This window comes from Klebsiella pasteurii, from assembly GCF_018139045.1.
GTDB lineage: Bacteria > Pseudomonadota > Gammaproteobacteria > Enterobacterales > Enterobacteriaceae > Klebsiella > Klebsiella grimontii.
On the sequence record NZ_CP073236.1, the window covers coordinates 2447167 to 2460429 of the forward strand.

Sequence of the window (13263 nt, forward strand, 5' to 3'; positions counted from 1 at the left end):
CCTATGCCAATAAACGAAAATGCCCCTCGGCCGCAGGAGTTCGCTGCGGTCGACCTCGGTTCGAACAGTTTTCATATGGTGATCGCCCGTGTCGTTGACGGGGCTATGCAGATCATCGGTCGTCTGAAACAGCGGGTACATCTGGCCGATGGTCTGGATGAAAACTCTGTACTGAGCGAAGAGGCTATGACGCGCGGGCTGAACTGCCTGTCGCTGTTCGCCGAGCGCCTGCAGGGTTTTGACCCGTCAAGCGTCTGCATCGTCGGCACGCACACGCTGCGCCAGGCGACAAACGCCGCAGAGTTCCTTAAGCGCGCGGAGCAGGTCATCCCCTACCCCATTGAAATCATCCCCGGCAACGAGGAAGCGCGTCTGATTTTTATGGGCGTGGAGCATACGCAGCCGGAGCGAGGGCGTAAGCTGGTCATCGATATCGGCGGCGGCTCTACCGAACTGGTGATCGGCGAGGATTTCGAGCCTCGTCTGGTGGAAAGCCGCCGTATGGGCTGCGTGAGCTTCTCTCAGGCCTACTTTGCTGGCGGCGTCATCAACAAAGAGAATTTCCAGCGCGCGCGTCTGTCGGCCGTGCAAAAGCTGGAAACCCTGGCCTGGCAGTTCCGCATCCAGGGGTGGAACGTCGCCCTCGGCGCATCGGGCACCATTAAAGCCGCTCACGAAGTGCTGGTGGCCATGGGTGAGAAAGACGGCTTTATCACCCCAGAGCGCCTTGAGATGCTGGTCGAAGAACTACTGAAGTATAAAAACTTCGACTCGCTGAGCCTGCCTGGACTCTCGGAAGATCGTAAAGCCGTTTTTGCTCCCGGCCTGGCGATTCTTTGCGGGGTGTTTGACGCGCTGGCGATTAAAGAGCTGCGCTTATCCGACGGCGCGCTGCGCGAAGGCGTACTGTACGAGATGGAAGGACGTTTCCGTCACCAGGATATCCGTAGCCGCACCGCACAAAGTCTGGCGAACCAGTACAATATCGACCGCGAGCAGGCGCGTCGGGTACTGGAGACCACCACGCATATTTTTGAGCAATGGCAGGAGCAGAATCCCAAGCTTGCGAACCCTCATCTGGCGGCGCTGCTGAAATGGGCGACCATGCTGCATGAAGTCGGCTTAAATATTAACCACAGCGGCATGCACCGCCATTCGGCTTACATCCTGCAAAACAGCGATCTGCCGGGCTTTAATCAGGAACAGCAGATGCTGATGGCCACCTTAGTTCGCTATCACCGTAAAGCGATTAAGCTGGATGATTTACCGCGTTTTACGCTGTTTAAGAAAAAGCAGTTTCTGCCGTTAATACAGCTGCTGCGCCTTGGGGTGCTGCTGAATAACCAGCGACAGGCGACGACCACGCCGCCAACCCTTACGCTGAAAACCGAGGCGAACCACTGGACGCTGACCTTCCCGCATGACTGGTTTAGCCAGAATGCGCTGGTATTGCTCGATCTGGAAAAAGAGCAGGAGTACTGGGAAGGCGTACCTGACTGGTGGCTGAAAATCAGCGAAGAAGAGAAGCCTGACGCGGCAAGCTAGCTTCACTCATATGGGCCGGAAAATCCGGCCCATTCGCTTATTCATCCTCAACCAACGCCTCAAGCGGGGCCGGCTTGCCGATATCATAGCCCTGCATATAATCGATCCCCAGTGAAACCACGGCCTGACGAATCTCTGGCGTTTCGACATATTCAGCCACCACCTGCATATTTTTCATCCTCGCCAGAAGGCAAATAGAGGCAACGGCCTGATAGTCCAGACTGCTGGTCACCAGATTACGAATAAAACTGCCGTCAATTTTCAGCAAATCCGCATTCAGCGTTTTCAGCCGCGCATAGCTGGCATAGCCGGTGCCAAAATCATCAATCGCGACCCGACAGCCCAGGTCCTGAAGCTGCGCCAGGGTTTTCCGTGCCTGCTCGGGATTGGTAAGCGAATGGTTCTCCGTCAGCTCAAAAATAATCTGCCAGGGTTCGATGTCATAATGCTCCAGCAGCGTTTTTACCTGCTGATGGAAATGGCTGTTACTCACAGAAAAAGGTGAAATATTTATCGCCAGACGCATTCCAGGAAGCTTTTTGCGCCGCTTGTCCATAAAGATCAGCGTATGTTCGAGGACCCAACTGTCGATGCGCGCCGACAGTCCAAACTCGTGCGCCACCGGTAAGAAGACATCAGGCATGATGATTTCATCGTTGTCATTCAGCATTCTCAGCAGAACTTCATGATAGCTATCCCCCCGGATGCCGACTATCTGTTGTGCCATCAGAATAAAGCGATCGTGCTCCAGCGCCTTTACCAGCTGATTCATTATCGTGACTTTGTCTTTCAGCTCCTGCTGCGTATTAATGGCGCCACGGCGCTGTAAATTTTCAGGACTTCCGGTCGCCAGCGAAAGGTCAGCCACGCCGCTGAGTTCTCCAAGCAGTAAATGCAGATGCGTCACCGGAGAGCGAACGTTACAATAGCTGAGTCCCACGGGCGGCTGCAGCGGCATACCATTCCAGACAAAGCGAAACTTTTTGAGGTGGTCAAACAGCAGGGGGATTCGCTGCTGATGGTCTTCACTGTGCAGATGGATAACCAGCTCGTGCCCGGCCATCTGATAGATATCCTCACCAGGCTGCAATAGCTCGCTGAGCGACTCGGCCAGCAGTTGTTTGTACTGAATACGCAACAGAACGCCGTAATGGCGGCCCAATATTTCCAGCTCGGGAATGCGTAAGAAGCACACCACTGACCAGGAGAATTTATTTAACGCCCGACTTAGCGCCCGGATATTGGGCAAGCGTACAACCGGATCCATAAAGGCCATCCTGTGCATGCGCGCATAAAAAATTCTCTGCTGCGTCGCCAGCATCGCCATATAGGCGATAATAAATGAAAACACCAGATAGCTTGAGGAGATAATAGCTAGCTGATTACTGTAAATCGGTGAATGCGGGAGATATTGATAATGAAAGTGGATAATAACAATCAATATAGGGGACCAAACCAATGAAATGAAGCGATAGCCAAAACGCATCGCCCCCCACAGCATCACGGGCATAACCAAGGACAAGGTATAATTCGTGCTAAAAATAGTGCTCGTACTATTCAACGGCATTAATAGCAGCACCAATAAAAAGATCAGCACTGCCACCCATAAAATAAATTCTAAGCGCTTTATTCTTGGATCGATCTGCAGGCGAATCTGAGAAACAAAACCCCGAATATAGAGCGGGTTGCGGATAATTCGAATCAGAAAGTAGCATAGCGGCACGCCGGTCAAACATCCGGCCATCAGGGCCTGAAAGGTGATAAGCGAACGCAAACTTAAGGGGTTGACCCCAATCAAACCGGTTGCGCGCGGATGGATCCCCAAATACTCGGCGAGTTGGGAAAGGATAAGAAAGATCAGTGATGGTAGCAGCATCTGCCAGAATAAACGTTGAGGCATCAGTCGCACATTACCGTGCGAGATTTGCTGCCTGCGCGGGACAAAAACGCGATACCCGCCCCAGCAAAGAACCGTCGGAATAAGAAAATGAAAAATCACGCCGATGGAATCTTCCAGCGTCATGCCGCGCGTAATGGTAAGTAACAAACCGAGAACGATGCCCGGCAAAGCGGCCCAGCCGAAAAACAGCATCAGGCTCAGTACTAACGCCAGGGGTAAATAGTAAAGATAAACTTCATTACCATTGAGTAATGCATCGGTGTTAGCCCATCTTGCCAGAGGGAGTAAAAGAATGGGCAAGATCAGCGGCAACGCCCACCATTTATCCCGATATTGTCTGTATAGTTTAATTATTTTCATAGATGCTCTACGGATAACCCTAAATCCTGCAGGGTATATTCAGGCAGGCATCCAACCAACCATCATAATCGCGCAAGGAATAACAACGCGTAACTTGCTGATGATTTTAGATGTCGAAAAAAATAGACGATTGATATAAATCAAGAAATCTCGAGGCTAATATTAATAATGCTTTTTTTTTAACATCAATCTGCGATAAGCAGAAAGCATGTAAATACGAGGATTATCTTATATAACATTTATTAATGTTTTAGCCTTGGGATTTTTACATTCTCATCAATTGACCCTTCCGCTTTACTGTGCCTTAATACGCACATCGCCCATCCTTTGGGTATACTTTAAGGAACCTTTTGTGAGTCAGGCACCCAGTATGCGTAAACGACATCGATTTAACCGTCGCATGACCCGTATCGTACTGCTTATCAGCTTTATCTTCTTCTTTGGACGCTTTGTCTACTCCTCCATCGGCGCCTGGTATCATCATCAGGATAAGAAGCAGTCGCAGCAATCCACCATTACTGTTGAACCTGCCGACTCGCTGAAAACGCCCGTACAAAAATAAGCGCTGCGTACCGCGTTCAGCAACCGATTTGAGGTAGCAAACGCAGCAATTCAGCAATGCCTTTGCTGATGATTTTATCCTGGCGCATAACGACGCCTAGCTGACGATACAGCAGCGGAGTCAACGATTGCACCTTCAGGCCGATGCTATCCTGCGGATGCTCTACCGCCATACGCGGCACAATGCTGTATCCCAGTCCCGCGCGCACCATGCGCTTAATCGCCTCAATGCTGCCTAACTGCATGACGGGCACGACCATTAGTCCATTATGGCGAAACCAGCCGTCAATCAGATCCCGGGTTCCGCTACCCGCTTCAAAAGCAATTAGCGGCAATGATTGCAGAATCTCTGGCGTCAGCGGCGAGGACAGCTCGTCTTGCCCATCGCTGAAGATACAGACAAACTCTTCATTTAATACCGGCGTTACCGCCAGGCTGCGTCCGTTCGCCGGTAGCGTACAAAGCCCAAGATCGAGCCGATTCTCTTCGATAGCCCGAACGACCTCCAGCGTATTGCCAACCGTGACCCTGACCGTCAGCAGAGGATGATCCTGATGCAGCTTCTGCAACAGCGGAGGTAATAGATGGATACAGGCGGTTGCCCCGGTACCCAGCGTCACCGAACCGCTAATTTCACGGTTGAATTCGCTAACCGATTGCACCGCCGCGCTCACCGTCTGCTCAATCCGATCGCTATGCGCCAGCAAAGCGATTCCCGCCGCCGTCGCCTTAATGCCTCGCCCGGTGCGCTCAAGCAGTCTGGTCTGCAGAAATTGTTCCAGCTGACGTACCTGCAGGCTTACCGCGGGCTGCGACAACCCCAGCAGGTCAGCTGCGGCTGAGAAGCTTCCGCGCTGTACCACCAGGCGGAACGTCGCCAGATTTCCCAGATTGAGCGTCGTCATCACAAAGTTTCTCTTATAAGGGTCATAAATGGACCGGCCTGCCTCCACAATAGCGTGCAGGGTATGCTGCCGACAACAGCGTAACAAAATGGACGATCATGAAAACACCTGCAAAATCACTCTCCGCGCCGGGCTTTGTCACCCTTGCCGCCGGGTGCAACCAGTTGATTAACTGGGGAATATCGTTTTATATGCCCGGCACTTTCGCCAGAGCTATCGCCCAAGAGACCGGCTGGGCCGCAACGGAAATCTACTTCGGCCTGACTATCGCCATGCTCATGATGGCAATGCTCTCCCCATTTGTCGCCCGGCTACTGGCCCACTTTGGCGGCCAACGGATAGTGGTCACAGGTACGCTGATGATTTCAGCAGGCTGCCTGATCATGGCTTACGTCCATAGCCTGTCGGCCTGGTTCGCCGCCTGGGCCCTGACCGGGTTCGGCATGCGCCTGGCGCTCTATGACGCGCTGTTTGCCGCGCTGGTCAATATCTATGGGCAAAGCGCCAGACTCATCATCTCGCGCGTGACGCTGGCCGGAGGGCTGGCTTCGGCTCTGTTCTGGCCGCTCGGCGCAGGGTTGCTGACGCAGATGGACTGGCGGCATGCGCTGCTGATCTATGCCCTGTTCGGCCTGCTTAGCGCTATGCTGCTGTGGAAAATGCCAAATAATAAATTGCCGCCACCCCAGCTGGCGATTAAACGCCAGCGGCTATCTGGCCGCGATAAGCGCTCCGCCCTGCTCTACGCGTCGCTGATTGCGCTGGTGACCTTCGTTTCCAACGGTACCTCGACGCATCTTCCGGAGTTTATCGCCAGCGTTGGGCTGCCTGTCGCAGTGGGAATGCTGTGGGGGATTGGGCAAACCGGCGCGCGCTTTCTCGAAGTCGCGTCCGGTTCCGCCCTTACGCCGTTAAGGCTAACGATATTGACCACCCTGGCGATGCCGCTCTGCTTTGCGCTCGGTCTGAGCGGGTCATATCTCTCCTGGGCGGCTGGTGGATTTGTTCTGGGTTACGGCGCGATCAACGGCCTGACGACCGTATTTAAAGCCACCCTGCCGCTGCAGCTTTTCGCCACGGAGGATTATGCCCGGCGAACCGGCATTTTGTTGATTCCCGCGCAGCTGCTGGCCGCCGCCTCGCCGTTTGCCTACGCGTGGCTGAATCATCATCTTGGGATGAGAGGCAGTTTAGCGATTTCCGCCGCGCTGGCGCTGGTGGTTTTCGGCCTGGCGATGTCAATTGCATGGTATCAACGTGAGAGTTCGCCCGCGGCGATTGAAGAACGGGGCTGACAGTATGACCCCTGTGACTTTTGATTTCTCGGTAAGACAAACCGTATTTATCGTCTCAGGGAATGCCGTAATCCGGCGATATTGTTATGAAAAATGCCATTAATGACGTCAATCACTAATGGCATTATTTTTTATTCAATTAACGCAAAGAATACAATTTATTCCCACTCAATTATCAATAGCCCCGCACAGACCAGTAAATCCGAAGCCTACAAGGCACGAAAAACTTTAAAACCATGACAAATACCATAAAGGATCAACATCACTTTTGAGAGCCTGTCTGAACTGCCAACAGCGCTTGACGCTGCATCCAGTCTCTACGTAGTACGGCTGTGAGGACTGGGTATTGCATCTCACAAAACTTGACGACCTTGATCCGCTCGTCTCGGAATACCCTAAAGTCTTCACGCATTTCACACCATGCGATCACCACTTGCGCTCCTGTGACATAAGCCCATCATGAACGGCCAGACGGTACGCTGCGTCTCGATACCGTTTCTATCCTGGTAAACGATAACGATCTTGCGACTTTCACGGCACCAGTACCTAAGCCGCTGGTAATCAATATTGCTGCGGTATGCTTGGTGGCAGGGCAAAGTAACGACAGCAGGGTCATCGACTAAGCACTTTAAATCTTGCGATATTACGACTGCTACCTTTGCCAGAACGGAGAGAGCTACGCGGGACAAATCCCTGTCTCCATTAGCGATCGCCCACTTAGCAGTAGCCAATGACCAGCATCCGCATCATCAACTCTGGGTCGATCGAGGGGCGTCCGATGGAGCTGTAGAAATCCGCAAGGTAGCTGAGTAGATCACGCAGATCCAGACACTGGTCGATACTGCGCAGGAGGTGTTGGACTGGGATATGGTCTTCCAGATTGAACGAGTAGAACAGGCGCAGCCGTCCACCCGGTAGCGGTCCCATCATGCTGTTCGTCCCCGCGTTCACCGACAGAGTGATTCTGCCGTCGGCACGGAGAGGTCGCTACTTTTTCAACAGAATCTGCCGGTAGCGGTCTTAAGGCTCACCAAGTGCAGCCTCAATCTGCTCGCAGAACCACTTCAGCGAAGTGGATTTTTCACTTCGCGAATGCCAGTGCAGGGTCACTTCGAAAGATGGTACCTCGAAAGGTAGATCGACGACTTTCAATGGCTTATCTCCTGGAAATTCGCAAAAGCTCCAGGCAATGCGATAGGGCAAGATAGTGATCATCTCAGTCCCGGGGATGATCTTTGGCAGTACCGAAAAATGTGGGATGCGTAGCCGCACTCGGCGCTCGACGGCCATTTTTTTCAGGACGTCTTCTACCATGCCATGGCCGGATGTTCGGGTGACAATTGCATGGGGTTCGGCGAGAAATTGCTGCATGTTCATCTGCGTGCCAATACGTGGATGAGCGTCATCGACCAGGCAACAGTATTGCTCGCTCATCAGCCTTTGGTGGGTAATGCCGGCCCCCGGCAATATCTGACTACAGATAGCCGCGTCGATATGCCCATCGTTCAGCCATGTTGCGACCTGGTCGATCTCAAGCGGCACGATGTCAAGCTCGATACTCGGCGCCATCTGGTTGAGACGGTCGAGCACTCTTGGCAGCAAAGCAATTTCCCCCAAATCCGACAAGGCAAGGCGAAAACGTCGCTTTGAGGTTGATGGGGAAAATTTGCGTGCCTCAGAAACGGCATCATTGATGCTACGGCTGGCTTCCTTGAATCCCTCATAGAGCTGAGTAGCCAGCCGCGTAGGTTGCATGCCTTGTTGGTTACGTACGAATAAGGCGTCATCGAACTGTTCCCTGAGTTTGGCCAATGCATAGCTCACTGATGGCTGAGTCACGCAGAGTCGCTCAGCAGCCACGGTGACACTCTGGGTTTCATAGAGCGTGACGAAAGTCGTGATCAGGTTGAGGTCGAAACCGGCCATTGGCTAATCTCCCGTTGTATATAGATAGTGTTTATGCGCTGAAGTCAAAGTATTTATTTGATCGATTTTAGTCATCTCTCTACAGTTGAACTACATGACATTTACTAAATATTAACTTTATGAAAACAATTCACTCCGCTGCATATGCGCTACTGCGCCGCCACGGCATGACCACCATCTTTGGCAACCCCGGCTCCAACGAACTGCCGTTCCTGAAGAGCTTCCCGGAAGACTTTCAGTACGTACTCGGCCTTCACGAAGGTGCGGTGGTGGGCATGGCCGACGGTTATGCGCTGGCCAGCGGCAAGCCGGCGTTCGTCAACCTGCATGCTGCGGCAGGCACGGGGAACGGTATGGGCGCGCTGACCAACTCCTGGTACTCGCACAGCCCCCTGGTGATCACCGCGGGTCAGCAAGTGCGACCGATGATCGGGGTAGAGGCCATGCTGGCCAACGTAGATGCTACGCAACTGCCCAAGCCGTTGGTGAAGTGGAGCTACGAACCAGCCAACGCCCAGGACGTACCGCGTGCCCTGAGCCAGGCGATCCAGTATGCGAACACCACGCCGAAAGCACCGGTGTACCTGTCGATTCCTTACGATGACTGGGATCAGCCTTCGGGACCCGGCGTCGAGCACCTGATCGAGCGCGACGTGCAGACGGCAGGTACGCCAGACGCTCGGCAACTGCAGGTGCTGGTCCAGCAAGTGCAAGACGCACGCAATCCGGTGCTGGTACTGGGCCCCGATGTCGATGCGACGCTGTCCAACGACCACGCAGTGGCCCTGGCTGACAAGCTGCGCATGCCCGTCTGGATCGCCCCGTCGGCGTCGCGCTGCCCGTTCCCTACCCGTCACCCCAGCTTCCGGGGCGTGCTGCCAGCGGCTATCGCTGGCATCAGCAAGACCCTGCAAGGCCATGACCTGATCATCGTGGTGGGTGCGCCGGTGTTCCGTTATCACCAGTTTGCCCCCGGTGATTACCTGCCGGTCGGGGCGCAACTGCTGCACATCACCTCCGATCCGCTAGAGGCTGCACGAGCACCCATGGGCCATGCGCTGGTCGGCGACATCAAGGAAACCCTGCGCGTGCTGGCCGAAGAAGTCGTCCAGCAGTCCCGGCCGTATCCAGAAGCACTCGCTGCGCCTGAGTGTGTCACCGACGAGCCGCACCACCTGCACCCGGAAACGCTGTTCGATGTACTCGATGCAGTCGCCCCGCACGATGCCATCTATGTCAAGGAATCAACCTCGACAACCACGGCATTCTGGCAGCGCATGAACCTGCGTCATCCAGGCAGCTATTACTTCCCGGCAGCGGGTGGCCTGGGCTTCGGCCTGCCGGCCGCCGTTGGCGTGCAGCTCGCCCAACCGCAGCGCCGAGTTGTCGCACTGATCGGTGATGGCTCTGCCAACTACGGCATCACCGCGCTCTGGACGGCCGCGCAATACCGGGTACCCGTGGTGTTCATCATCCTCAAGAACGGCACCTACGGTGCCCTGCGCTGGTTTGCCGGGGTGCTCAAGGCCGAGGACTCCCCTGGCCTTGACGTTCCCGGCCTGGACTTCTGTGCCATTGCCAAAGGCTATGGGGTCAAGGCCGTATACACCGATACCCGGGACAGCTTCAAGGCGGCACTACGAACTGCGCTGGACGCCAATGAACCCACCGTCATCGAGGTGCCGACCCTGACCATCCAGCCTCACTGACCTCATGTGAACGTGGTCGCCGCCGGCGCCTCGCTCACTAATCTCGATAACAACAATAAGAGATACAACAATGACTCAACGACGTGCCTTGGATGTCGCGGGCTCCGCTCCGCTTGGAAAACTCCACTATACCCTACTTTTCTGGTGTTCCTTCATCATGCTGTTCGATGGCTATGACCTGGTCATCTACGGCTCTGTCGTGCCGCAATTGATGGAGCATTGGGCATTGACTCCGGTCATTGCCGGCTGGATGGGCAGTGCCGCGCTGTTCGGCATGATGTTCGGCGCTGTCGTCATCGGCCCGCTGGCTGATCGCCTGGGACGGCGCAAAGTTATTCTCAGCGCCATGACGCTGGCCAGTGTTTGCACGCTGGGTACCGCGTGGGCCTGGGATGCGGAGAGTTTCGCAACTCTGCGTTTCGTCACCGGCGTCGGGCTGGGGGGGGCGATCCCCAACATCGTCGCGTTGATGAATGATCTGACACCGAAAGCACGTCGCAGCCGAATGACCACTATCATGCTCAGCTTCTACTCGATCGGGGCAATTTTTTCTGCTCTGGTAGCCATGTTTATCATTCCTCGCTTTGGATGGGAGGCAACGTTTCTGGTGGGCGGCATCCCGCTGCTGTTCCTGCCGTGGATGTACCGCCAGCTGCCCGAGTCGCTGAACTTCCTGCTGAAAAAGGACAAGGCCGCGGCCAGTGCGCTGCTCAAACGCATCGATCCCGCCGTCGACGCTGACCAGGTACGTTTCGATGCGCCCGTACGCACTTCGAGCGCGGCACCGTTGTCGCGTCTGTTCACCGAAGGACGTGGCGTGGGTACGATGTTCCTGTGGCTGGGGTTTGGCATGTGCATGCTGATGGTCTATGGGCTCAATACTTGGCTACCGAAGATCATGGTCGCCGGTGGCTTCCCGCTGGGTTCGAGCCTGATGTTCCTGGTGACCTTGAACATTGGCGCCACCTTCGGCGCCCTGGGTGGTGGCTGGCTCGCCGATCGCTGGGGCTGCAAGCCCACGTTGATACTGTTCTTTCTGCTGGCGGTGATCTCACTCTGCACGCTGGGTATCAAGCCTGGCCCGCTGTTGCTCAACGCTATGTTGCTGATCGCCGGTGCCACCACCATCGGCACCCTGGCCGTCATCCACGCCTTCGCTGCACAGCAGTACCCGAGCGAGATCCGTGCGACGGGCGTGAGTTGGTGTTCGGCAATTGGCCGTTTCGGGGCCGTGGCTGGCCCGGCAATGGGCGGCCTGATGCTGAGCATAAACCTGCCACTGCAGATCAATTTCATTCTCTGCGCGGTCCCCGGATTGGTGGCGATTTTCGCCATTGCCATGATCAAAAGAAGGGCCGTTGCCAGCGTGAGCTTGAATGCCCAGCCGGCAGACACCCATCACTGAACAACGTGCCCAATGCTGATAAAGGAGATATTCCGTGAGTCAAGTCAATCACACGCCGTATCGCGATCTTCACCTGCTGCCGATTGCCGGCGCATGGCGTGAAGGCAGTGCGCCGCAATCACTGCTGGTCAGCGATCCGTACAACGGAGAAACCCTGCTGCAGATCAAGCAGGCTACCCGCGATGACCTGGACGAAGCCTATCAGGCCGCGCAGCGCGCCCAGGTCGAGTGGGCGATGATAGGACCGGGGCAGCGCTCGGCCATCCTGCACCGTGCGGTGCAGATCTTCGATGAGCGTCGCGAGGAGATCATCGGCTGGATCATCCGCGAGTCGGGCAGTACCCGCATCAAGGCGCAAATCGAGTGGGGCGCTGCGCGCAGCATCACCCTGGAGTCAGCCTCTTTTCCGGCGCGGGTGCACGGGCGCATTCTGCCGTCCAACGTCCCAGGCAAGGAAAATCGCGTTTACCGAGAGCCTCTGGGTGTGGTGGGGGTGATCAGCCCATGGAACTTCCCGCTCCACCTCACCCAGCGTTCGGTGGCACCGGCATTGGCCCTGGGCAATGCCGTGGTGATCAAGCCCGCGAGCGATACCCCCGTGACGGGCGGCCTGCTGGCCGCGCGCATCTTCGAGGAAGCCGGCGTTCCGGCAGGCGTGATTAGCGTGCTGGTCGGCTCTGGTGCCGAGATTGGTGATGCGTTCGTCGAGCATCCGGTACCCAAATTCATCTCCTTCACGGGCTCGACCCCTGTGGGCGCCAACATTGGCCGTATCGCCAGCGGTGGCAAGCACCTCAAGCACGTGGCACTGGAGCTGGGCGGCAACAGCCCGTTCGTGGTGCTGGCCGATGCCGACCTGGAGCAGGCGGTAGCAGCGGCGGTGATGGGCAAGTTCCTGCACCAGGGGCAGATCTGCATGGCGATCAACCGCATCATCGTCGAGGACGCACTGTATGACCGCTTCGTCGAGCGCTATGCCGAAAGGGTCAAGGCGTTGAAGGTGGGCGACCCCAGCGAGCCGGATACCGTGGTCGGGCCTATCATCAACCGCAAGCAACTGGACACGTTGCTGAGCAAGGTAGCGCGGGCCAGGGAGGAGGGTGCCCGTCCAGTCGTCGAAGGTGACGTGCGTGGGCAACTGCTGCCGCCTCACGTGTTCGCCGATGTGACGGAAGAAATGGAGATCACCCGCGACGAAATTTTCGGCCCGCTGGTCGGCATTCAGCGCGCGCGAGATGAGGCCCACGCGCTGGCGCTTGCGAACGACAGCGAGTTCGGGCTATCTAGCGCCGTGTTCACCGCCGACCTGGAGCGCGGCGCGCGTTTCGCGCGTCGAATCAAGGCTGGCATGACCCATGTGAACGACATTCCGGTCAACGACGAGGCACACGCTCCCTTTGGCGGTGAGAAGAACTCGGGGCTGGGGCGTTTCAACGGTGAGTGGGCAATCGAGGAATTCACCACCGATCACTGGATCAGCGTGCAGATGACACCACGCAAATACCCGTTCTAGCATACTGGCGCAGGTTCCTTTCGGCTTGCGCCTGGTCCTGCGAATCCACTGACGCCGTGATTCTTCTGTTTTCTACGGCCAGATCGAGGACATTTATCAGCAGCATTACCTGGACTTGTCCAACCGTCCGTCTTGTCGACCGGC

The 13263-nt window shown here is 55.9% G+C and carries 9 protein-coding genes and 1 pseudogene; 6 read left to right on the plus strand and 4 right to left on the minus strand.

Translation table 11 applies throughout. The features are described from left to right. Positions 1 to 3 precede the first annotated feature (3 nt). The gene (gene ppx / locus KCG39_RS11425) at positions 4 to 1545 is read left to right on the plus strand and encodes an exopolyphosphatase (RefSeq protein ID WP_004123501.1); all 1542 of its coding nucleotides are present in this window, start codon (positions 4 to 6) and stop codon (positions 1543 to 1545) included. A gap of 37 nt (positions 1546 to 1582) precedes the next feature. Here the strand turns inward: ppx and KCG39_RS11430 are convergent, their stop codons facing one another. Then, the gene (locus KCG39_RS11430; RefSeq protein WP_004123503.1) at positions 1583 to 3805 is read right to left on the minus strand and encodes an EAL domain-containing protein; all 2223 of its coding nucleotides are present in this window, start codon (positions 3803 to 3805) and stop codon (positions 1583 to 1585) included. A gap of 370 nt (positions 3806 to 4175) precedes the next feature. Between KCG39_RS11430 and KCG39_RS11435 the strand changes: the two genes are divergently transcribed. Then, complete coding sequence (locus KCG39_RS11435; protein ID WP_004123505.1) at positions 4176 to 4367, plus strand: YfgG family protein; 192 nt, start codon at positions 4176 to 4178, stop codon at positions 4365 to 4367. Between the two features lie 16 nt (positions 4368 to 4383). Here KCG39_RS11435 and KCG39_RS11440 read toward each other — a convergent pair whose 3' ends face one another. Next, a complete protein-coding gene (locus tag KCG39_RS11440; RefSeq protein ID WP_004123509.1) occupies positions 4384 to 5271 on the minus strand; it encodes a LysR family transcriptional regulator in 888 nt (295 codons plus the stop codon). A 98-nt stretch (positions 5272 to 5369) separates the two neighbouring features. On the opposite strand from KCG39_RS11440, the gene KCG39_RS11445 reads away from it, so the two are divergent. Next, the gene (locus tag KCG39_RS11445) at positions 5370 to 6566 is read left to right on the plus strand and encodes an MFS transporter (protein WP_087828495.1); all 1197 of its coding nucleotides are present in this window, start codon (positions 5370 to 5372) and stop codon (positions 6564 to 6566) included. 720 nt (positions 6567 to 7286) lie between these two features. Here KCG39_RS11445 and KCG39_RS11450 read toward each other — a convergent pair. After that, a pseudogene (locus tag KCG39_RS11450) lies at positions 7287 to 7496 on the minus strand (transposase); the annotation flags it as partial. Positions 7497 to 7586: 90 nt separating this feature from the next. Beyond that, positions 7587 to 8492, minus strand: a complete 906-nt coding sequence (locus KCG39_RS11455) for a LysR family transcriptional regulator (protein ID WP_004123517.1) — start codon at positions 8490 to 8492, stop codon at positions 7587 to 7589. A gap of 119 nt (positions 8493 to 8611) precedes the next feature. On the opposite strand from KCG39_RS11455, the gene mdlC reads away from it, so the two are divergent. The 3 genes from mdlC (at position 8612) to KCG39_RS11470 (ending at position 13119) form a co-directional block, all read left to right on the plus strand. Then, positions 8612 to 10201 carry a benzoylformate decarboxylase gene (gene mdlC, locus KCG39_RS11460; RefSeq protein WP_142468026.1) on the plus strand — a complete coding sequence of 530 codons (1590 nt, stop codon included), beginning with the start codon at positions 8612 to 8614 and terminating at the stop codon, positions 10199 to 10201. Between the two features lie 70 nt (positions 10202 to 10271). Then, the gene (locus KCG39_RS11465; RefSeq protein WP_142468027.1) at positions 10272 to 11606 is read left to right on the plus strand and encodes an MFS transporter; all 1335 of its coding nucleotides are present in this window, start codon (positions 10272 to 10274) and stop codon (positions 11604 to 11606) included. A gap of 34 nt (positions 11607 to 11640) precedes the next feature. After that, a complete protein-coding gene (locus KCG39_RS11470) occupies positions 11641 to 13119 on the plus strand; it encodes an aldehyde dehydrogenase family protein (RefSeq protein ID WP_142468028.1) in 1479 nt (492 codons plus the stop codon). The last annotated feature ends 144 nt before the right edge of the window (positions 13120 to 13263 follow it).